At 38.7% G+C, this 22793-nt stretch carries 23 protein-coding genes; 7 read left to right on the plus strand and 16 right to left on the minus strand.

Going from position 1 to position 22793, the window contains the following annotated elements; translation table 11 throughout:
- Positions 1-40: 40 nt before the first annotated feature.
- The gene (locus tag J7I96_RS17115; protein ID WP_214923040.1) at positions 41-928 is read right to left on the minus strand and encodes a R2-like ligand-binding oxidase; all 888 of its coding nucleotides are present in this window, start codon (positions 926-928) and stop codon (positions 41-43) included.
- 138 nt (positions 929-1066) lie between these two features.
- On the opposite strand from J7I96_RS17115, the gene J7I96_RS28075 reads away from it, so the two are divergent.
- Complete coding sequence (locus J7I96_RS28075) at positions 1067-1753, plus strand: response regulator transcription factor (RefSeq protein ID WP_251025312.1); 687 nt, start codon at positions 1067-1069, stop codon at positions 1751-1753.
- Positions 1754-1793: 40 nt separating this feature from the next.
- Here the strand turns inward: J7I96_RS28075 and J7I96_RS17125 are convergent, their stop codons facing one another.
- Positions 1794-2882, minus strand: coding sequence for a branched-chain amino acid aminotransferase (locus tag J7I96_RS17125; protein ID WP_214772817.1), 1089 nt, complete (start codon positions 2880-2882; stop codon positions 1794-1796).
- A gap of 640 nt (positions 2883-3522) precedes the next feature.
- On the opposite strand from J7I96_RS17125, the gene J7I96_RS17130 reads away from it, so the two are divergent.
- On the plus strand, positions 3523-4791 hold the full coding sequence (locus J7I96_RS17130; RefSeq protein WP_101225408.1) for an L-lactate MFS transporter: 1269 nt from the start codon (positions 3523-3525) through the stop codon (positions 4789-4791).
- A gap of 499 nt (positions 4792-5290) precedes the next feature.
- Positions 5291-6358, plus strand: coding sequence for an AI-2E family transporter (locus tag J7I96_RS17135; protein WP_214772816.1), 1068 nt, complete (start codon positions 5291-5293; stop codon positions 6356-6358).
- A 245-nt stretch (positions 6359-6603) separates the two neighbouring features.
- Here the strand turns inward: J7I96_RS17135 and J7I96_RS17140 are convergent, their stop codons facing one another.
- A complete protein-coding gene (locus tag J7I96_RS17140; protein ID WP_214772815.1) occupies positions 6604-7056 on the minus strand; it encodes a YueI family protein in 453 nt (150 codons plus the stop codon).
- Positions 7057-7280: 224 nt separating this feature from the next.
- Between J7I96_RS17140 and J7I96_RS17145 the strand changes: the two genes are divergently transcribed.
- Complete coding sequence (locus tag J7I96_RS17145) at positions 7281-8024, plus strand: L,D-transpeptidase family protein (RefSeq protein WP_214772814.1); 744 nt, start codon at positions 7281-7283, stop codon at positions 8022-8024.
- 398 nt (positions 8025-8422) lie between these two features.
- Here J7I96_RS17145 and J7I96_RS28450 read toward each other — a convergent pair whose 3' ends face one another.
- From J7I96_RS28450 to J7I96_RS17190, 10 genes are all read right to left on the minus strand, one after another.
- Positions 8423-8551, minus strand: a complete 129-nt coding sequence (locus J7I96_RS28450) for a hypothetical protein (RefSeq protein ID WP_285289436.1) — start codon at positions 8549-8551, stop codon at positions 8423-8425.
- Positions 8552-8661: 110 nt separating this feature from the next.
- A complete protein-coding gene (locus J7I96_RS17150; RefSeq protein ID WP_396020115.1) occupies positions 8662-9111 on the minus strand; it encodes a nucleoside 2-deoxyribosyltransferase in 450 nt (149 codons plus the stop codon).
- Between the two features lie 287 nt (positions 9112-9398).
- Entirely contained in the window at positions 9399-9719 is a 321-nt protein-coding gene (locus tag J7I96_RS17155; RefSeq protein WP_214772812.1) for a type II toxin-antitoxin system HicB family antitoxin, read from the minus strand.
- A gap of 110 nt (positions 9720-9829) precedes the next feature.
- Positions 9830-10111 carry a DUF4190 domain-containing protein gene (locus J7I96_RS17160; protein WP_063577730.1) on the minus strand — a complete coding sequence of 94 codons (282 nt, stop codon included), beginning with the start codon at positions 10109-10111 and terminating at the stop codon, positions 9830-9832.
- A 740-nt stretch (positions 10112-10851) separates the two neighbouring features.
- Complete coding sequence (locus tag J7I96_RS17165; protein WP_034307000.1) at positions 10852-11502, minus strand: amino acid ABC transporter permease; 651 nt, start codon at positions 11500-11502, stop codon at positions 10852-10854.
- A gap of 14 nt (positions 11503-11516) precedes the next feature.
- Positions 11517-12155 carry an amino acid ABC transporter permease gene (locus tag J7I96_RS17170; RefSeq protein WP_057277535.1) on the minus strand — a complete coding sequence of 213 codons (639 nt, stop codon included), beginning with the start codon at positions 12153-12155 and terminating at the stop codon, positions 11517-11519.
- A gap of 107 nt (positions 12156-12262) precedes the next feature.
- A complete protein-coding gene (locus J7I96_RS17175; protein ID WP_214772811.1) occupies positions 12263-13090 on the minus strand; it encodes a transporter substrate-binding domain-containing protein in 828 nt (275 codons plus the stop codon).
- A 22-nt stretch (positions 13091-13112) separates the two neighbouring features.
- Positions 13113-13841, minus strand: a complete 729-nt coding sequence (locus tag J7I96_RS17180) for an amino acid ABC transporter ATP-binding protein (RefSeq protein WP_214772810.1) — start codon at positions 13839-13841, stop codon at positions 13113-13115.
- Between the two features lie 435 nt (positions 13842-14276).
- On the minus strand, positions 14277-14687 hold the full coding sequence (locus J7I96_RS17185) for a hypothetical protein (RefSeq protein ID WP_214923041.1): 411 nt from the start codon (positions 14685-14687) through the stop codon (positions 14277-14279).
- 245 nt (positions 14688-14932) lie between these two features.
- Entirely contained in the window at positions 14933-15835 is a 903-nt protein-coding gene (locus J7I96_RS17190; RefSeq protein WP_034307016.1) for an AEC family transporter, read from the minus strand.
- A gap of 225 nt (positions 15836-16060) precedes the next feature.
- On the opposite strand from J7I96_RS17190, the gene J7I96_RS17195 reads away from it, so the two are divergent.
- The 3 genes from J7I96_RS17195 (at position 16061) to J7I96_RS17205 (ending at position 19539) form a co-directional block, all read left to right on the plus strand.
- Positions 16061-16546 carry a nucleoside deaminase gene (locus J7I96_RS17195; RefSeq protein ID WP_214923042.1) on the plus strand — a complete coding sequence of 162 codons (486 nt, stop codon included), beginning with the start codon at positions 16061-16063 and terminating at the stop codon, positions 16544-16546.
- 25 nt (positions 16547-16571) lie between these two features.
- Positions 16572-18335, plus strand: a complete 1764-nt coding sequence (ade, locus tag J7I96_RS17200) for an adenine deaminase (RefSeq protein ID WP_214772807.1) — start codon at positions 16572-16574, stop codon at positions 18333-18335.
- Between the two features lie 145 nt (positions 18336-18480).
- Positions 18481-19539 carry a lactonase family protein gene (locus J7I96_RS17205; RefSeq protein WP_214923043.1) on the plus strand — a complete coding sequence of 353 codons (1059 nt, stop codon included), beginning with the start codon at positions 18481-18483 and terminating at the stop codon, positions 19537-19539.
- 61 nt (positions 19540-19600) lie between these two features.
- Here J7I96_RS17205 and J7I96_RS17210 read toward each other — a convergent pair whose 3' ends face one another.
- The 3 genes from J7I96_RS17210 to J7I96_RS17220 form a co-directional block, all read right to left on the minus strand.
- Complete coding sequence (locus J7I96_RS17210; RefSeq protein ID WP_214772805.1) at positions 19601-20398, minus strand: endonuclease I family protein; 798 nt, start codon at positions 20396-20398, stop codon at positions 19601-19603.
- A 94-nt stretch (positions 20399-20492) separates the two neighbouring features.
- Positions 20493-21107 carry an NUDIX hydrolase gene (locus tag J7I96_RS17215; protein WP_214772804.1) on the minus strand — a complete coding sequence of 205 codons (615 nt, stop codon included), beginning with the start codon at positions 21105-21107 and terminating at the stop codon, positions 20493-20495.
- A 279-nt stretch (positions 21108-21386) separates the two neighbouring features.
- The gene (locus J7I96_RS17220; RefSeq protein ID WP_214772803.1) at positions 21387-22727 is read right to left on the minus strand and encodes an aspartate aminotransferase family protein; all 1341 of its coding nucleotides are present in this window, start codon (positions 22725-22727) and stop codon (positions 21387-21389) included.
- Positions 22728-22793 lie beyond the last annotated feature (66 nt).

A 22793-nucleotide genomic window follows, 5' to 3' on the forward strand; every position in this document is an offset into this window, starting at 1 on the left:
CAAATGTAAACTCACAGTATGCTTGTATCTTATTTCTGCATTACAAAACCCCATATTCCTTTTCATTGCTTTGATAGATTTCTTCAATCCCTTTCCCTTTTGCCCTGGCTAATATCTCCATCCGCTCTGATAATTGTTTCAGGGTAAAATTCAATACAGCTTGTTGGTCATTACCAAAGGGATTTCCTAACCGATCATATCCCTCCGTATTTAACGTGATGGCCAGTGGTGAAAGCTCCTCCATCCTCTTTTCAACCTGTTTAAAGATATGTGGATGTTCACTGATGATTCGCTGCAGCAGGAAAGTCCCATATGCAATATGGCGTGATTCATCCTTCTTCAAAAAACCCACACCTTTTAATAAACCAGGCATCATTTTATTAGCTTCGAGAGTCTGATAGAACCCGAAATATCCAGTTTCTGCAAGAACGCCTTCGGTAAACATATTATAAACAGTGGCTGCTTCTGCCAAGGCTTCTGGTGATTGATCGGTTAAAAGTTTCTCCATCGTTTCAGGCAAAATTTCATAAAAAATCGATTTATAAGTGTCTGAGTGATAAACCGTCAAATCACCCGTTTCACCAATTTGATCTAATGTGTAGCGAAAGAACTCCATATGCTTCGCTTCCTCGAACAAAAATGTCGTTAAGTACATTTCTTCTTCGATCCGGCCTTCTTTGGCTATTGTCATTATGAGCGGCAGCAAATCCAAAGTCACGGCTTCTTCCCCGCCCTGAAAAAGGGAAATGATCCGTAATAACACTTCCCTTTCAATGTCAGTAAATGACTTCCAATCTTCTTTATCCTGGCTGAAATCAATGTCTCGAGGATTCCATATACCGAATTTCTTTGCCTTTTGGTAAAGTTTAAATGGTAGGGTATCTTCTCTAAAACTCCTGCTTGTTGTCGTTAAACTCTTTCTTTTCATGGTAATGCCTCCTTGAAATTATGAACTTTAAACTTTTGAATCTCTAAGGATTTTTAAATTTGTAAGAGTTTTCATTATATTGTAAGATATTAGTAGCATTTATCCTAGTACTGAAAATGTAGGGAGGAATTAAGTCGAATGCTTGAGGAAACTCTGATGAAACATGTAAAAAAGATTTCCCAACAAAAAGATATGGCAAATAAATCACAAATGATCGTAAAGGGCTGTGTGGATTTTTTTTCATTTCAACGAGCATCTTTATTCAGTTACTCATGTTTAACAGGAATGGGTGAAGGAATTTGTGCATGTACAGTTGAAGGTACCTTTTCACTACATAATGTCAGGGAAAATATTCATGATATATACCCGATCCACCAAGCAGTCATCCATAACAAGCCCATATACTTAACCATCCAGCATGCGAAATCCTCCATCCCTGCAAAATACGTCAAAAGATTTTCCATCACTTCATTGGCAATCATTCCGATAATTGTGAATGACTTGGCCATCGGTTTAGTGTTGGTTGACCCCATCCACGCCAACAAGCCCGTTACCAAGAATGATTTAATGAAGCTTTCCCATTATTTGAAACTGGCTGTCAGTTCAACATTCGATTCCGCCCCTCCCACTTACCTTCTAAGCAAACGTGAAGTGGAGGTCCTTCAATATTTAGCGAATGGGATGGGATTAAAGCAAATGGCATCTAAAATGAGCGTTAGTGAATTTACTGTCAGAGATCATATTTCTTCTGCCATCAGGAAATTGGGAGTGAATCACCGGACCGAGGCCGTCGCAGTTGCCATAAGGCACAAAATGATTATTTGAAAGCAAAAAAAAAAACCTTCAAAGAAGGTTTTTTTAAGTATCATTGAGTCACTTTTTCTTCAACTTTAGTAGTCCAGTTCAACTCGTCTGCGACTTTACCTGTTTGGACACCTGTCAGTGTATCATAAAGCTTTCTGGAAAGTTCGCCCGTTTCTCCGCTTTGAACAAGCATTTCTTCACCATTCCACAAAAATTCACCAATTGGTGATATGACCGCGGCTGTTCCCGTTCCAAAGGCCTCTTCCAAGTGACCCAATTTATAGGCTTCATGGACTTCCTCCATCGAGATGCGTCTTTCCGACACGGGAAGACCCCAATGTTTCAGCAATTCTATAATGGAATCACGAGTAATACCCGGAAGGATGCTTCCATTTAAAGCAGGGGTGATGATTTCACCATTAATTTTGAAGAAAACATTCATACTTCCAACTTCTTCGATATATTTTTTCTCCACTCCGTCTAACCAAAGAACTTGAGCATAACCCATCTTTTCGGATACTTCCTGGGCTTTTAGGCTCGATGCATAATTACCGCCCGTTTTGGCTTCACCTGTACCTCCATTAACTGCACGTGTAAAAGCTGACTCCACTGCAATTTTAACTGGATGGATGCCTTCTTTATAATACGATCCCACTGGTGACATGATGATGATGAACTGATACTTATTCGATGGAGATACTCCAAGATAAGGCTCAGTAGCTATAATGAATGGCCTGATATATAAAGATGTCCCTTCTGCCTGGGGAACCCAATCCTTATCAACGCTAATTAAAGTCTTTAAGGCCTTCAACGCGAAATCAACGTCGACATCCGGTATGCATAATCGGCTATTCGAACTATTTAAGCGTTGGAAATTCTTTTCCGGACGGAATAAGATAATTTCATCCTCTGGTGTAGCATATGCCTTCAATCCTTCAAAAACGGATTGACCATAGTGAAAAATCATAGCTGACGGCTCCAATGAGAGCGGTTGATAAGGAACAATTCTTGGATCATGCCACCCTTGCCCTTGTGTGTAATCCATAATAAACATATGATCGGTAAACTGCTTACCGAACTCAAGCTGGTCCGCTTGTGGTTTTTCTTTCTTTGTTGTACTAAGCGTGATTTGCATGTCATGTTCCTTCATTACCAAAACCCCTTGTTGATTAAATTTACAAGATTTCACTTCCATAAAATCTATCTTTCATTAGTTTACTCCTATAAGGAATCATAGTTCAAGCCTTTAAGACGAAATTTTCGGAATTTTTTAAAATAAATTGGTTTTTCTTTGATTTCCAGACTATGATTCCTGAAAAAAGAATCAATTATTCCTGAAACCACTAAAAATATCAATTCCGAGTGGTACGCTTATATGTCTTGAATATTATATTAATTTTATCAAAATAATCACTTTAAAGCCAATGAGAATAATTCTGGTTCATCGCACCTTTAGAGTAAATTCAATCGTTTCCCTTTTTGTAATCAGGAAAATCGCTAAATGAAAAGACTTTTGGGCAGATTCGTGAATAATACACCTCAGCAATACCTGCAAACCTTATATGTATATTAAAATCCTTAGAATATATAACATTTTAATCCGAATCCATAAAGTGTTTTTTCCAACTCTAAGCACGAGGAAAATTTTACATGAATTTCAATTTAGTAGTTTACTACTAAATAATATTCTTATATACTTATTCAACAAGATAGATGAAACGCATGCAAAACCTTATATTATAGATAAAACGCATGCTACTTTCTTAATTTTGAAGAAAAGGGGTAACAAGATGACAAAAAACAGATGGTTAATCGCTTTATCCGCTATCGCCATTCACCTATCCATTGGCGGTGCATACGCATATAGCGTTTACAAAAAACCATTAGTCGAAACCATGGGGTGGTCAGAAACTGAAGTAACGTTAGCATTCACAATAATGATGGCGCTTGCAGGAACTTCTGCTGCCTTCTTTGGCAAGTTCGTAGAAAAAAATGGACCACGAAAGTCAGCTATGGTCGCGGCTGTATTATTCGGATTAGGACAAGCCGGTTCCGGTTTAGCGGTAATGGTCGATTCACTTCCGCTCTACCTATTGACTTATGGGGTGTTAAGTGGTCTTGGTATGGGAATCGGGTACATTTCACCAGTATCCACTTTAGTCAAATGGTTCCCAGATCGCAGGGGATTGGCAACAGGAATGGCAGTATTAGGTTTCGGTGCCGGAGCTCTCATTACAGCCCCAGTCGCTGCAAGCCTTATGGAATCCGTCGGCATATATACTACATATTATATTTTAGGCGCAGGCTATTTCATACTGATGTTCTTAGGGGCCTCCTATATTGCACCTCCAAAAGCCAACTGGCTGCCTGAAGGAATGAAGAAAGATATTGAGTCCGGTAAGAAAGAACTGAAAAAAGACTTAAGGCAATTAACTGCAAAAGAAGCGGTTAAAACTAAACACTTCTGGATGTTATGGTCCATGAAATTGATCAATACAAGTGCAGGGATCATGATGATTTCGGTTGCTTCACCTATGGCTCAAGACGTTGTCGGGCTGTCAGTGGCAGGTGCAGCAACATTAGTCGGAATAATGGGAATCTTTAATGGCGGAGGAAGACTTGGCTGGGCAGCGGCATCTGATTATATTGGCCGTCCAAATGTTTTCGTCATTTTCTTCATCATACAGATCGGTGCGTTCCTTTTACTTCCAACGACTACAAATACACTATTGTTCCAAGGACTCATCTTATTGGTCGTTAGTTGTTATGGAGGAGGATTTTCTAATCTCCCTGCATTTGCCGGGGATTTATTTGGCACTAAGGAAATCGGTGCCATCCACGGTTATCTTTTAACTACATGGTCTCTAGGCGGGGTTTGCGGCCCAATGTTGGTTACTGCAATCAGGGAAAGTACGAACAGTTACATTCCGGTATTCTACGTTTTCGCAGCATTGATTGCGATAGCATTCGCCATTTCCATCTGGTTACGTCTCGACATAAAAAAAATGCAAACAGAACAGAAACAAGGAGTAACGAACACATTCAGTAAAATATCCTAATTTAAGAACCATTATAAAAAGGCATGATCAAGTAAAGTTCCATAACCGGAATTTACCTTTGATGATGCCTTTTTAGTATGTACATTGGAATATCATATGGATTAGGTCATCTCACCTGGGGGCAGTTGTGAGCATAAATTCAGATTATCGACTTATGCACGTAAAGACAGGTAAAAGTCAAAATTGCCGATATATATTAATATGTCCTTCTTTTTACAGTGAAAGTCTTGTTTTTGTTTCCATATATCAACTTCTTTTTTTCCGGATATAGCTATTTGAATTCCAAAAAAAATTTAAAAAGTACGAACTTCCATTTAATAAACAGTTGGTCAGTTAATATTGCTTTTAAGTTTTAAAATTGAAACACAATCGAATAAAAGCTGAATGACAAACTTTCATCCATCTAAAAGTTTTGCACCGAACATTTAATCAAGTTATTTAGTTTAACATTAAGCTAAATCAGGGAATCAAGTAAGAGATGGAATTAGGGGGGATTTTCTTGTGGATCAATAAACCGTTTTTCAAATATGCTTGCGCAATCATTTTGATCATTTTAATTATTTTTTTACTGGGTAAGATTGATTATGTTCTGCTGCCGCTGCAAAAAATCATTGCTGCCATGTTTTTTCCTATTATTGTGGCTGGGCTTTTATATTATATATTACGGCCGGTCGTTAACTTGTTAACTGAATTTATCCCGAGGTCAGCTAGCATCTTCACCGTGTTTTTGATTATATTTAGCATGATTGGGATGGTAAGTTACTTTGGAAGTCCTGTAATCGTTGACCAATTTCAAAAATTATCTGAAAACCTCCCCGGCAAAGTCAAGGAATTCTCTAAAGAATCTGAAGTCATGATAGAAAAAAATGATTTTGGCATGGTAAATATGGAAGAGTTGAAAGAAAAAGCGGTCACGCATTTGAAAGATTATTCGGAAAAGCTCATCGGGAATGTCAATACCATTTTATCAACTATAACTAGTGTATTAACAGTATTGGTCATTACACCATTCATTTTATTCTATTTCTTGAAGGATGGAGATAAATTACGACCATTTCTATTAAAATACATACCGAACGATGTAGAATCAGAGGGGAACACGATTTTAAAAGACGTCGATAAAGCCCTCTCAACTTATATTATCGGTCAATTCATCATATCAATCGTCATAGGGACTTTGATGTATGTTGGTTACCTTATTATCGGTCTCGATTATGCACTCGTATTGGCCTTATTCGCCATGATTTTTACCGTTGTACCATTCCTTGGTCCATTAATAAGCATCATCCCCGCCCTTTTCATTGCCTTACAACAAGACATTGGGCTGGCAGTGAAGGTACTCATTGTCCTTACTGTTGTTCAACAGGTCGAAGGGCACTTGGTTACACCGAATATTATGGGGAAACGGCTTAACATTCACCCGCTTACCATTATTCTATTGCTGCTTGCTGCTGGATCAATATACGGATTCATCGGTATTTTAATCGCTATCCCTACCTATTCCGTAGTAAAAACAATTATAGGAAATTTCAGGAAGTTTTATAAGTTACGGAAAAGAGTTACATAAACAGGATAGGTTGTATAAACACTTAATTAAAAGAGCGCTTAAAAATAAAAACAAATATCACTCGTTCCAGATTGTAGACAAACTCTTAAGAAAGAGAATTCACCTACAGTTTTTTCTTTCAAAAAAAGTTCCAGTTAATTTCATAAATCCGTAAAAATTATTAAGGTAACCCAATTCTTACTATCATGGTTAGGTAGCCCATTCCGAACTCTTCTTCAGACAAACTAAAAACGTTGATAGTTGCATCAACGTTTTTTTAATAATTTTTTAACACAGCGTTTAAAAAACGCTGTGAAGCTTTTCTTTTTGATGACTTGCTGGGCATGAATTTGCTTCTCTATATAAATTTCTTCTTTGTTTATGGCGTTACTTTCCGCTAACACCAGACCCAAATCGGAGTTATGATCTTTGTTTAGGACGATTTTGTATGGAATATCATGACTCATTGCCAATTTAATATATTTTCCTAGATATTGATAGTCCATCTGACCATTTAAAAACAAATTTGAATGGGGATACTGCTTCATCATTTGCTCTATCTCCGGGTATACATTCGTTTCAAAGACTTGGCTTCTTTTTAGGACGATGACTACGCGTTCCCGTAATGTGCCCAGAAATTCCCTTCGTTCACCAGCCTTGATTTCTTTTGGTCCATGAATGCCTTGTTCTAGATAGTCCTCCACCTTTAGGCGTGACAATTCTTACCCACCTCCGCTTTCACTTCAATAATGTATGTAATATGGCCAAAAATAGTGCCCATCTTCTTTCGATATGCATAAAAGTGAAATTGGATCTAAGTTTGACTTTTCCCATAGTTAATTAGTCTACCCTTTTTTTAAAAAAATGTCACTTTAGCCTTACTTCATGCATAGGATAGTATATGTGTAAATGTAGGTTGCTTATATGAGGGACGGGGAAAAACATGAAAAAATTAATTGTATTTGTATTGATTTTCGCCTTTAGTTTTTTGGGGTTCAGTAATACTTCAGGTGCGGCAGCAAGACAACTGATTATCATCAATAAAGCCAATAATCAGCTTGCCTATTACGAAAATGATAAATTGGTGAGGGTATTCATCGTGGCGACAGGTAAGAAAGCCTCTTACACTCCTGAAGGAAAGTTTAAAGTGGTGACAAAGATTGTGAATCGTCCCTATTATAAAGGCAACATTAGAGGCGGAGACCCAAAAAATCCTCTAGGTAAAAGATGGCTGGGGATCAATGCAAGGAATACACCAGGAAATACGTACGCAATACACGGCAATAATGATTCTACAACCATCGGGAAATATATAAGTGCCGGTTGTATTCGTATGTATAACAATGATGTACAATGGCTTTACGAAAAGGTGAGAATGAACACTGTAGTATTGATTGCCAGTTCGAATAAATCATTTGCCAACATAGCTGCCACGAATGGATTTAAAGTGAGCGGATCTGTGAGCCTGCCGGTAAATACAAACGCTACCTTGAAGAAAGGAAGCAGCGGCCCCCAAGTTATCGAACTGCAAAAAAGATTAACTAAACTTGGATACAGCACTAAAGGAGTAGATGGGTCATTTGGAAAAAACACCGAAACAGCCGTAAAGAAATTCCAAAAGTCCAAAAAACTTACTTCTGATGGAATCGTCGGACCAAAAACAAAAAAAGCACTAGGACTTAAATAATTTTCTCACTGATATCCACTGATTAGAGGATATCTTTTTTATATTTTAACAGTACAACCTATACATTATTACCCATATCGTCTTTAATTTTCCACCATCGGATATTGACTTTATGTTATAATTTATACATCAACAGCTAATCATAATCGCACTGTCATTACATACAAGGAGGTAATACAAATGTACGATGAAATTCTAGTGAATTCCATTAAAGCAATTTTTGTTATCGGTACCATTTCAATGTTTGTGATTTTAGGATTCGTAAAAGGACGCAAGTTTTAACTTTAATTCAATCGTTAAAATATCCCAACCTGCCTGGTTTCTTGTATTATTTTCATACAGGTAATCAGGCTATTTTCACTTTAAAAAAAGCATATCCTCTATGGGCATGCTTTTCTTTACCAACTCCAATTATCCGTATTATCTAAAAGTTGATCGATGTCAAATGTATCAAGATGGAATGGAACTGACTCTTCTGCTATCGCTTCAGTGGCTAACAATAATTGGTCGATATCAATAATGGCCAAAACAGTCCTCCCCCTTTTTTAATGGTCTTTATCCTCATTTTTAATACTTTAAACAATTCGTTCAAAAGAAATTTTATTAGAGGGTATCCTTAAAATTTTACATTTGACATTTAGTTAAGAGGCAGTGAATCTTTTTCAGTTCCTTCCGGAGAAAGCGTATGTATCAATTTAACCAGTTTATAAAAGGTCCCGCTGCAGATTGTTACCTCGGGCAGATTATGAAATATTGATTTTTTATTAATATGATAATTTTCTTTCTCAGGGGAATACACAATTATTTTCTTATTTAAAGATAAAGCATAGCCAAGCTCATATAGATTACCTTTTCCTGCCGTTAGGAAGATCAGCATGAAATCAGCTTCCTCTATCCCCTTTTTTTCATATTCTCCAATGTCGTCCGTTATTTGGTTTTTCTCATCATTCGTAATTAAATTCATGTCATTCACACAAGTAAATCCCTTTGAAGCCAATTTCTTGATCAATGATTTTACTTGCTTCAAATTTTTTTCGTCTGATGCTATATAATATTTCACATGTACACCTCCAAAATATATAACTATTGATACTTTTTACCTATGTTACCTATACTATACATATTCGTTATAAAGAACGCAATATCCTTTATCCAAAAATAAAAAATAATTAAAGGGGAAATTTAAAGCGAAACTAAAAACCATCATTCCTTTTACAGGTAATGATGGTTTTTTATATTTTATGAGTGGCACTATTATCACCATCGATTTCAGCTTACAAAAAAATAATATTTTGTATATACTGGTCTGACATTCCGGGTTAATTCAATAAATCCAAAATAAAAAAACCTTGTCCTTTAACCGGCAAGGTTTTTTTATTTTTCATATGTGATATTTTCTATTTCAATTCTGAAGGGTGCAGCCTCGCATATATTGATTCCCCGATCTAGATTCACCTTTTCCATTTCGCTTGCATCCGGGATTGTTTTTTTATCGTGTATAAAATGTTCGACCATGGACTCCAACAGTTCTTGAGCACAAGCTAAGGCTTCTAACCGATTCCTACCGCTAACGGAAGAAATAATTCCTTTTCGCCTAAAATCCGGGAAACAAACTTGAACGGAAAAAGAGTCGATAATCAACGGGTGCTTTTCATAATAGAATACGGCTGGGTACTCAAAGATTTGAATGGTCAAAATATCATCCCTTCATACAATATTTAGATATTTATAATAATTATAACATGAATTTCCATTTTTTATAGGTTTATATTACTTTTCTTTGTTTGTCAAGTTAATACTTACATTCAATAGGTTGATATGTCCGTATTGACTACGAAATAAAAAAACACCATGAAAATCAAAATCATGAGAACATTCAAGATTATTCCTATAATGCTGCACACTTTTCCCGCTGTCACTAAACCATTTCCAGATTCACCAGTAAGGTTCATTTCTTGTTTACTTTTCGATGCAAATATTAACCCTAAAATACCTAATATGATGCCGATGATTGGAATAAACAGGGATAATACCCCCATGATCAATGATACAATCGCTTTGCTATTACTTCTTTTAATTTCCGACATGTATTCCACCTTCTTTCTTCCTTTATATATACGGTTATTAAAACCAAAAGATTCATTTTTTGTGTACTATTCATCATTAATATTCGAGTTGAATCCAGAGGTTCGCTCCCTTACCGATGGCTATCTGCAAAGCCGCATTAAAGTAAACATCTCCGGGGTATCGGCTATCCAGTTATTCGGCAGGTGTGTCGCAATCTTCTTCCATCCATTAAGGGTTACAGTATAAATCCATGAAGGATAACTAAGTTTTCAACTTGTTTGGGATGAGTCCAGCCTACGTTTTTTTCTTAAAGTAACATTCCAGTTGATTCCAGAGGTCCGATCCCTTTCCGACGGCTGTCTGCCAAGCCTCCTTGACGCAAGCGTCTGTTGGGTCTTGGCTAGCCAGCAGGAGTGTCGCAAATTTCTTCTATTAAATGAGGTTTCATTAAACAATGAAAAACTCAAAGTGTAACATTTTCTTAATCAAAGTTAGGAATGAAACCAAACTATAGTTTATTCTTTAAAAAACAATCCAGTTGATTGGAGCGGGTATGCGAGACTCCTGCGGGAATTGCGAGTCCAAGGGAGACCCCGCGCAGGCGCAAGTGCGCCGAGGAGGCTCCCGGACCGCCCGCGGAAAGAGAGTGCCTGAAGTGAAAATCAACGTTCAAATTTGTACAAGCAAAAAAAATGTAGACAAACTCGATTTTCATCGAGTTTGTCTACATTCTGAAACGACTCATTTCTGAGTCGTTTTTTTAGGTTCGTTTCAATTCAAGTCTCTGGGCTACCAAAGAAAGACTATAATTAACTATGAAATACATGAGAGCTACCAGAATCAAAATCGGTATTAAATACTTTTGACTTTGTCCATATATGATTTGACCATGATGAGTCAGCTCCGGTAAAGAGATGACAACAGCTAAAGAGGTGTCCTTTAATAAAGAAATGAATTGGCTGACAATAGGAGGAACCATGCGGCGCAGCGCTTGGGGCAGAATAATATGTATCAATGCCTGTGTATAGCTCAAGCCTGATGAACGTGCAGCTTCCATTTGGCCTTTATCAATGGATTTCAGTCCACTTCGAATGACTTCAGAAAGCATGGCTGACTCAAAAATTGTCAAGGCAACTATGGCTGCCGGAATGATTTCCAGTTTAATCCGTATCTCCGGCAAAGCAAAATACGTAAAAAATATGATTAATAACAGAGGTAAATTACGTACCGTTTCTACAATCAAAGCTAGTATTTGTGATAACACCGGCACTTTTGCGTATCGGATTATACCTACAAGCCCGCCAATAATGAAACTTAGAATAATGGATATAAAAGCTACCTGGAGCGTTACCCAAAATCCTTCTAATAAAAACTTAAGATTATCTGGTGTATAGGCACCTGCAAAATCCATATCTTATACCTCCCTCAATTACTCTTAGCCAGACGTTTTTCCAAATAACCAACGCCAAAGCTTAAAGGAATGGTAAGAATTAAGTAAAAAGCTGCAACGAAAATGTACACATCAAACACGACAAATGTCCTTGAAGAAATCAAATCCCCGTGGTACATAAGATCGAGTCCTGCAACGACGGCCAAAATGGAAGAATTCTTTACTAAATTGATAAATTGGTTCCCTAATGGAGGAATGACTATTTTAACGGCCTGCGGCAGTATGACGAGCCTCATGGCCTGCCCATATGTCAGGCCTGATGAACGGGCAGCTTCCATTTGACCCTTAGGCACGGAGAGTATGCCTGCCCGAATTGCCTCAGCTATGAAAGATGAAGTGTAAATGGTCAAGGCTAATGTCCCTGCATATAGACCGCTTAGTTTAAGACCAAGAAAGAAGAAAAAGGTAATGATCAATAACGGTATGTTCCGAATGAATTCAACATAGGCGGTACCCAGCCAGTTTAGTGGCTTTATTGGCGCTATCCGCATGATGGCAATTAGCACACCAAGAATCAAACTCGATACCAATGCGACCAAACTCGACATGATCGTATTTTTAAAGCCTAATAAATACATATCCAGATTCTCTGTTAAAATGGAGAAATCAAGCACGGCATACAACTCCTTTAACTAGTAAGGATGAGCAAAACGCTCATCCTCACAGACAAATATTCAAATGTTATTCAAGGTCAGCTGCCAAAATACATTTGCTAAAATGTTTAATGTTTAATCCATTTATCATGGATTTCATCGTACTTGCCTGAATCTTTTAGTGACTTAAGGGCCTTATTCAACTCTTCCACAAATTCAGAATTGCCTTTTTTTACGGCAATTCCATATGGCTCTTCAGTAAATGTACCACCAACAAGCTCATAACTTGGGTCTTCATCAGCCATTCCATAAAGGATGGAATCATCCGTTGTCAATGCATCCCCTTGTCCGGATTTAAGTGCAGCGAACGCTTCGGAATAGTTTTCAAATTCCAGCACTTGTGCTTCAGGCGCTTTTTCACGGATATTTATGGAAGAAGTAGATCCCTTGACAGCCAATACCTTTTTCCCTTTCAAACTATCAATATCCTTGATATCGCTGCCCTTTTTGACTAACAAAGATTGTCCGGCGTCGAAGTAAACATCAGTGAAGTCCACTTCTTTTTTACGATCTTCCGTGATTGTCATAGTTGCTACAATTGCGTCGATATCACCATTATTCAATAAGGCCATCCTAGTTTTAGAAGTCACTTCTTTAAATTCAACTTTATTCTCATCACCAAGGATTTCTGCTGCAAGAGCTTTGGCAATATCAATATCAAATCCTTCTACCTCTCCAGTACTAGGATTCTTCAAACCGAATAGCCTTGTATCATTTTTCACCCCAAAAACGATCTTATCCTTTTCCTTCACTTGTGCGAGAACATCTTCTTCTTTGCCTTTACCTCCACCCTCTTCAGCTTTGTCGGAATCATTCCCCCCGCCGCAACCAGCTAATAAAATGACGGCCAGTAATGATAGCAAAGATAATTTTAACCATTTCTTTTTCTTCAACATGTAATTCACCCCTGTTTTTTATTTAATGATTTAATATACGGCTAAGGAATAAACGAGCCCTCTCTTCACGAGGATTGGCGTAAAACTCAGCCGGTGTTGCCTCTTCTAAAACCCTGCCTTCGTCCATGAATACGATTCGATCCGCCACTTCACGGGCAAATCCCATTTCGTGCGTAACCACCACCATCGTCATTCCTTCATGGGCAAGAGCTTTCATTACATCCAGGACCTCGCCAATCATTTCCGGATCCAAGGCTGAGGTAGGTTCATCAAAAAGCATGATTTCGGGGCCCATCGCCAAACCTCTGGCGATCGCAACCCGCTGCTGCTGTCCACCTGATAGCTGGGAAGGAAATGAATTTGCTTTATCCCCAATCCCCACTTTGTCCAAATACTTCTGAGCAATCTTTTTCGCTTCCTCTTCGGATTGTCCCAGAACCTTCCTGGGAGCAAGCATGATATTCTCGAGCACGGTTTTATGGGGATACAAGTGAAAATGCTGGAAAACCATACCGATATTCCGACGGAGTTTGTTTATGTCCGTCTTTTTATCCGCTACATTTAAACCATTTATTGAAAGGGATCCTTGTGAAATGGTCTCTAGACGATTAATGCATCGAAGCAGTGTACTTTTTCCTGATCCGGAAGGTCCGATGACCACTACCACTTCCCCTTTCTTGATTGTTAGATTAATTTCTTTCAATACATGGAAATCGCCGTAATACTTATTCACCCGGTCAAAAACTATCATAATTAGCACCCCGCCCATATTCAATCTATGAAACTGAAAATTTATAATAATCAGAATTCTAAAAGCATACTATCGCATTCTCTTAACTCGGATCATATCTAATGTATAATCCTTTCTTCCAAGATTATTTCCCAATATTTCGATAGTGTAAGGGAAGCGACCATTTTTATTGTTATTTTAAACTAGTAATTTAAATAATATATTCAATATTCACATTTTTTATTATATATAATATTTCTTAAAATTACCATATAAACTTTAAATTGTTAAAAACGATATCATATTTCATGATATTATTGCTATATCTCATATAAATGTTAAATTTTGGCTAATAACTCCTTAAAAAAATTCCCTCTTTTTGTAAAAAAACGTTTATTTCCCGAAAGCTGAATACTTTTTTAATGCAAAAAAGACAGCGTTTGCTGTCTTTTTGCATTATTCCTTTACCGCATCTTCAAATGGTGCTGAATACAAACCCCTTGGCGCCAGCATATCCGTATCAGATTCATGAATTTCCCCATTGTGGGTATATGGACCTGCTGGAAAAAAATCAAACAAATCACTTTCCTTATGTATGACCAAGAAATAATCGCATAAATCATCCATAAGTTCCTGATGTTCATCTATTTTCATGATTTCACCAAATTCATCAATTTCAAAGTTTTCATTAATCGCATCTTGAAGTTCCTCATTATTTGAATACGCGATATAAAAATCGACATCTCCGCACTCCATGCATAGCAAGAGTTTTTCTTCCAGTGCTTCTTCATAGGTTTTCAGGACGATTTCCTTTAGTATGGCATCAATCTTTCCAGGATTAATCAGTTTAATTTTAGTCTGGAACACAAAACCCCTCCAATCAAATACAGGCATTAAAATACCAAACGCCAGTTTAATAAGCTACTCTTAAATATTAAAATGAAATTGTTGAAATCATTTTTTCCATAAGTTCATGTACCGCGATGGAACCTATCCCAAGATTTGGTCATCATGGGCAATGCCTATAATCTGGTCGGATCTCGTTTATTGGATAGGACACGTCCGATTCGTGTTTATAATAAGTTTGCCCACATAATTAGAATCATAATCTTCTATAATACAAAGAAAAAGATGATGGGAAGCGTAATCAGGCTTAATGATGTACTGATGAACGTAGCACTTGAAACGAATTCAGGCTCCGTGTTGAATTGGAGCGCATACATCGTAGTGTTGGCCGCCGTTGGCATGGCAGCTACGATGATCATGATATGCCTGACCATTTCACCCACTGGCAAGGCAAGTGATAACAGGAAGGCAATTGCTGGTGAAACGGCAAGTTTAAGGAGTAGCGAAACTGATAGCTTCCGATAGGCTATTTTTTTCAGGGAAATGTTGGCCAGCTGCATTCCCAGTGTAATCATGATTGTTGGGATCGCTGCGTTTGCAACAAGATTAATAGCTTCCATAACCGAATTGCTTAATGGTATGTTCACGAACTGAAATACTGTTCCTGCGATAGCTCCATAAACAATTGGCATTCGACATACCGCTTTAATTGCTGTTTGAACTCCGTTTCCTTCAGGACTGCCCTTTGCTGCGAAATAAATGCCGATCGTGCACATCACTAACTGCTGTCCCACCATAAGGATGATTGCATAATCGAGTCCTGCGGCTCCGAATAACAGGAAAATGACGGGTGTACCGTAATTCCCGTTATTCATGAATGCCGATGCCAATATCATGCCGCTTGTTTCAGTGACTGTATAATTGCGAAAAAAAGATATAATGTAGACTACCAGTATGAGAGAAAGGCAAAGTACTATCGTGAATAAGAACAGGTAAAAATAATTAATCGTAAATTCTGCGGAATAAAAAGTCCGGAACACGAGAAAAGGTGACATTAAGTATAATGCCATCGTGGAAATCGACTTTGTATCAAGATTAAACTTTTTCTGACCGATGAAACCTAAAACAAATATACCGAATATCGGTAATAGAACTCCCAAAAACCCCATGCATATCACCTTCATAATTCTAATGATTTTCTTCTAACAATATCAGTTTTATAATTATTTGTAAAAATTCTTTTAAATCCTTTTGATTGCACGTCATATACTCTAACATAAATTGATTTTTCTTTATTTTCAGAAAATTATATTCTGTTTCCCCAGGTATATGGTATATTGTTTATTATATTTACGTTAAAAAACGTAACATTAACACTTTTGGGTTATTAATATATGAAGGGGTGTTTTTTAGTGGATGTAAAATTCATGGAAATGGCCGTTCGGCTTGCAAATGAAAATGTGCTGGCTAAGAACGGAGGTCCTTTTGGTGCTATAATCGTAAAAGATGGCAAAGTCGTAGGCAGAGGATGTAATAATGTGACAACGGCCAACGATCCCACAGCGCACGCCGAAGTACAGGCGATTCGTGATGCATGCAGGAATCTTGACAGCTTCCAGCTTACAGATTGTGAAATTTACACTAGCTGCGAACCATGCCCCATGTGCATCGGTGCTATTTATTGGGCACGTCCAAAAGCCATTTATTACGCATGCACTAAAGAAGACGCTGCAGTTATTAGCTTTGATGATCACTTTATCTACCGAGAACTTGCCCTGCCAATGGAAAATCGTACAATTGAAATGAAACAATTGTCTTTTAATGAACACGATTTACCATTCCGAACATGGGAAACCAATACGGAAAAAGTGAAATATTAACCGGTTATATATGGCCAAAGGGGTTATGAATATGAAAAAAAAATTGCTTAAAAGGAGAATTGACGTTGCAACAGGAAGAATACCTGCAGATTGTGTCATTAAGAACGGGCAAATCATAGATGTTTTCAATGGTGATATCTATACTGGCGACATTGCGATCGCCGATGGTTACTTTGCTGGAATTGGGCATTATGAGGGTACTTCGGAAATCGATGCTTCTGGAAAATTCGTATGCCCTTCCTTCATTGATGGCCATGTTCATATAGAATCATCGATGGTCAGGCCTTATGAACTTGCAAAAATCCTCCTTTTGCATGGTGTGACCTGCATCGTTGCAGATCCTCATGAAATTGCCAATGTATCTGGCAAAAAGGGCATGGAATATATGATTGAACAATCCGATCAACTTCCTTTTGACTTTTACTTCATGATGCCCTCTTGTGTGCCCGCTACGGAGTTTGAACATTCTGGTGCTGTCTTAAGAAGTGAAGATTTAATTTCCTTTTATCAAAACCCGAGAGTGCTTGGTTTAGCCGAAGTCATGAATTTCCCCGCCGTTTCACATACAGATGAAGATATGCTGCAAAAAATATACGATGCAAATAGACTGGGCAAAAGCATCGATGGCCATGCAGCTGGATTATCCGAACAACAGCTCGATGTTTATCTATGTGCAGGCATTAAAACAGATCATGAATGCACTACAGCGGAAGAGGCAAAAGAAAGACTGCGTAAAGGAATGTATCTTATGATCAGGGAAGGCACCGTCGCCAAAGACTTAATTAACCTGATTCCAGTTATTAATGAGAAGAACTCCCGCCGTTGTTTATTCGTCACCGATGACCGGCACCTAGATGATATAGTTTCTGAAGGAAGTATCGATCACAACGTTCGACTTTCCATTGAAACAGGTATCCCGCCAATTACCGCCATTCAAATGGCGACCATTAATGCAGCAGAATGCTTTGGATTAAAGGAACATGGTGCAATTGCACCTGGATACAAAGCAGACTTCCTTCTACTGGAAGATCTTGATTCAGTCATCCTCCATTCGGTCTTCAAAGATGGAAAGCTTATGGTACAAAATAATCGATTGCTTAACTATCCAGCTGATGAGAAACAGGTTATTATCGACGGGTTGAAGCACTCTGTTCAATTTCATGAAATAACCGGAGATGATTTCGCGATACCTTTTAAAAATGAGTTCGCTAATATTATTGAGATAACTCCAAACAGCCTAATTACAAAGCATTCGATTGAACCGGTCACACTTGATCATGATGGTCTATTTCAGTTCTCCGAACATGTTGATCATCTAAAACTTGCAGTAATTGAACGGCATCATATGACCAAACAAGTGGGCCTGGGAATCGTCAAAGGGCTCGGGTTGAAATCAGGAGCCATTGCCACGACAGTAGCCCATGATTCACATAATTTGATCATTGCCGGAACGAATGACCAGGATATGCTTCTGGCAGCTAAGGAAATCAAAAAAATGCAGGGTGGATTGACTGTAATCCAAAATGGGGAAATACTAGCTTCCCTTCCCCTTCCAATAGCGGGATTGATGAGTGAATGCAATTATATGGATGTGGTCCAATCATTGAAACACATCGATGAAGCCTTATTGAAACTCGGTGCTAACAGGCATTTCAACCCTTTTCTTACACTTGCCTTCTTGGCGCTACCAGTCATCCCTGAAATCAAACTGACGGATCAGGGTTTATTTTCCGTTTCTGAGTTTAGGCATATACCCATCGAAGCTTCAAAGCCAGTCGATTTAAATTAACCCGCTAGGCGGGATTTTTTTCTTATCACCCCAAAAATTTTAAAAGAAAAAGGTTCCGACTCAACATAAAATGGGAAAAGGATATATGCGCATCATCTATGTTAAAATAAAAAATAAACACAATTCTTTCTTGGAGGAGATAAATATGGCAAAACATTATCAACAAAACATAATTGGATACATAGGCACTTACACAAAAGGAAACAGCGAAGGTATTTACCGATTTACTTTAGATACAGCAGAAGGAAAGGTCAGCACACCGGTTCTTGCAGCAGAATTGACCGATCCGACTTATGTCGCCATCAGCCAGGACAAAAAGAATCTCTATGCCATTTTAAAAGAAGCGGGCAGCGGTGGAGTTTCAGCCTATTCGATTCATGAAGATTCAGGTGAGCTTACCTTCTTAGGCAAACAACTTACACCAAATGGCTCTTCCTGCCATATAAGTGTCGACAGTAAGAAACAGGTTTTGGTCACTTCCAGTTATGGGGAAGGCGTGATTGAATCATATCCGCTTCATGACGATGCGACACCTTTGCCTATATCATCAACTGTTCAACATGAAGGGCATGGACCGAATGAAGAACGTCAGGAAAAAGCACACACTCACTTCGCTGGTTTCACGCCGGATGAAAGGTTCATTGCTGTTGTCGACCTCGGAATAGATAAAGTAATAACCTATAAAATACATAATGGGGTTTTGGAAGAAGTAAGCAGCTTATCTGTTGCTCCCGGCAGCGGACCACGGCATCTGACTTTCCACCCAAACGGTAAATTTGCGTATGTCATGGCAGAACTTGTACCAGAAGTGTTTGTTTTGAGCTTCGATAGTCAAACCGGTAGTTTTTCTGAATTGCAAACGGTACGGACCGTCCCTGAAGATTTCAAGGAAAATAACCAAGGAAGCGCCATTCATATTTCTGATGATGGGCGATTCATATATGCCGCAAACCGCGGACATGATAGTATTGCCGTTTACGAAATCAATCAAGAAACAGGCAAACTGGCATTCGTGCAGCTTGTTTCCACCGAAGGAAATTGGCCGCGTGATTTTTCATTGGACCCTAGCGGAAAATTTCTTATCGCTTCTAATGAACAATCAGGAAACTTGACACTATATGCCCGGAATGAAAATGATGGAAAATTAACATTATTGCAAAAGGATGTTCAAGTTCCCTTCCCTGTTTGCGTAAAATTCTTATAATCCATACTAAAAGAGGATTGAAGCTTGTACTGCAGCTTCAATCCTTTTTTTATGCCCTTCTTTAATTCCATTTCTCTGCCATTTCCGGAAAATCTATATATGGGTTACGATTACCCTGCATTTCATGTATAGCGACGTTTCTATGTTTTTCATAAGTGCTGACGGGAAAAAGCCGATGCCATTCCAAAAGCAGTGCCAGGTCGATTTTGCCGCTATCGATTATTCCCTCATATCTGAGTAAAAAATACAAAGTTGCCCTAGCCACGATCCCTTTTCCGTATTCAGGCTCGAATTTACTTTCGTCTGATTTCCCGCACCCCGCTTTTATACCGGCAGCCGATCTTTCAGGGATATAATCCTCAAAATCATGGTATGGATAGTTACTCCGGCTGCTATTACACGTTGGTTCACAGGCGAACAGATGATGCAAATCCCCCCTCATCGGTTCTTTTTTATCGAACCATGATTGAGGTACTACATGTTCACAATTAACGAGAATGTTCTCAGAATTTGTTGATTCAATACCTCTTGACAACACTTCCAGTATACGGATATCTTCCTCAATTACTTGTACAGGATCCATCCCTTTACCGGAATACAGACTTTTCAGCTGTCCATTTTCCTGTAGGTCCACCCATGGGTAAACATGACGATGCGGTGAGTAGTTCAGCTGGTTTTTATGGGTTGCCACGAGAAGCTCCTTCAATCCTTCCCGGTCCATGGAACCATCTTTGTAGTATGCTAGCTTAAGTTCATGATCTTTGGTTTCATCATAGTATTCGCGGTTCTCATTGAAGTTGACTAGTGCAGCCATTGCCATTTCCCGTTCTTTTTCAAGTACTTCAAAACTATACTTCATCCACTCATCCCCCCGCTTCTATTAAAGACCTAACTTTTACCATAATTAAAGCTTAATAGAAATAGACCGAAAAAAAAAGGTGCTTTAGAAGGGTCTAACGAAGAATTTCAATAAAATGGGTAAGGATTTTTGCAGTCATCCCCCAGATTACCCGATCATTATATAAGTAAAAATACTCTTCCATCTGTTTTGGCTGCCATTTATAATTCTCCCCTCCAACGACTAAATCATGGGGGAAGTTTGCATGCGGTTCCACTTTATATTCCACATGATAAATTTCTGGCGGTTTTTCCATGAAAAAGGATAGCGGGACCGTAAAAATGGTTTCTACCTCAGCTGGATTAGGTATTATCCGTTGATGGTTACGAACAAATCCTGCATAAGGATAGACAATCATCCCGAATGGAGATACCAAATAATCGATTGGAAAGACGTTTTCGATATCTTCTTTTCGCAAATTTAGTTCCTCATATGTTTCCCTTAGGGCAGCAGCCTGTTCATCTTGATCCAGCTTGTCTATTTTTCCGCCCGGAAAACATATATCCCCCGGCTGCCTCCTGAGTTTGTGTGATCGCTCTTCGAAAAGAACATGAATTCCATCTTCTTTCTCTATAAGCGGTACCAATACAGCATACTTTGAAAAATTCCCACTCCCTAAAATTTCAGGGATATGTAATGTTAATTTTTTTGTTATATCTTCATTATTCATGTCCCTCACCTCTTCTGCCGGATAATATTGAAATTCTATCACTACTCCTTATCATTCCATTTTCGAACATCCGCTATAACTAAGCAAGGAAAACGATTCCAAAATATCGCCTTTAATTTCTACTAGATTCCTTTACCTCTTATTCCTCCTTGATCATAGACAAAAGCACCGTTCTAAGTTCCGAACGGCGCTAAAATCAGCTTCATTTAAAAAGCAAGGTATGTGTATCAATAGGCACATACCTGAAATTGATGAATATTCAGTTTCTTCTTTTCATTTTCATAGTTCAGCTAGCGTTCGCTTTACCGTCGCTATGATGAATGCAAAATCCTCTTCAGTTATACTAAGTGGGGGAGCAAGAGTCAGGATATTATTGAAACCTGCTACTGTATCGCCATTTTTACCTATGATCAGCCCCTTTTCTTTACACGAAGCAATCACTTTATTGATTTTGGATAGTTCGATCGGCTGTTTTGTCAGTTTATCCTCCACTAGTTCAATGCCTACCAACAAACCTTTCCCGCGTACATCCCCAACATTGGGATGAGCTTTGATTTCTTCAAACTCTTGCAGAAAGTGTAGCCCTAACTCCTTGGACCGTTCAATTAGTTTTTCATTTTCATATATTTCAATATTCTTCAAAGCGACGGCACAGGCAGCAGGATTGCCGCCAAATGTATTTACATGCCGAAAGCGGTCATAAACATCTGAGCCAATATACGCTTCATAAATTTCACGTTTGACGGCTGTAGCGGATAATGGCAAATAAGCGCTCGTGATTCCTTTAGCCATTGTTACGATGTCTGGTTTTACGTCATAGTTCATAAATCCGAATTTTTTACCAGTACGGCCAAACCCGCAAATTACCTCGTCCGAAATGAGAAGGACACCATTTTTCTCACAAATTTCTTTGACACGTTTCATATATCCATCGGGCGGCATCAAAATTCCGCCCCCGGTGATGATTGGTTCCATGATGACTGCAGCCACCGTTTCGCTCAGTTCCCATGTAATGGCACGTTCAATTTCCGCTGCACTTTTTTCACCGCTTTCATCCTCTGGATTTCGGTAAGTATCTGGCGGTGATACATGAAGAAACCCTGGGGCGAGAGGTTCATATTTATATTTTCGCTGCGCCTGCCCGGTAGCTGACAGGGCTCCCATTGAATTGCCATGATAGCCGCGATAGCGCGAAATGAATTTATAGCGTCCATGTTCACCCTTTTGCTGATGATACTGCCGCGCAATTTTAAAGGCCGCCTCATTAGCTTCTGAACCGCTGTTAGAGAAGAAAATCACATAATCCCCACCAAGCCATTCATTTAATTTCTCCGCTAACTTAATAGCCGGAATGTGGCTATTCGTTAAAGGGGCATAAGGAAGTTCCTTAAGCTGCTCGTATGCTGCTTCAGCCAGTTCCGTGCGGCCATAACCGACGTTGACGCACCATAAACCCGACATCCCGTCAAGGAAACGATTCCCATCAACATCCGTAATCCATGCTCCTTGCCCGTTTTTAATTACCATTGCACCAGGAGTGGGTTCTGCCCCTTTCATATGATGCCACACATATTTACCATCCATCGCTTTAAGATCCTGACCCTGTTTTTCAACCTGCATATGCTACACTCCTCCTAAAATAATGTATAAAGGAAGGCCGACCACAATATGCGCCGACCCCCTTTT

It is taken from the genome of Bacillus sp. ISL-78 (assembly GCF_018613455.1).
In the GTDB taxonomy this organism is placed as follows: domain Bacteria; phylum Bacillota; class Bacilli; order Bacillales; family DSM-1321; genus Peribacillus; species Peribacillus frigoritolerans.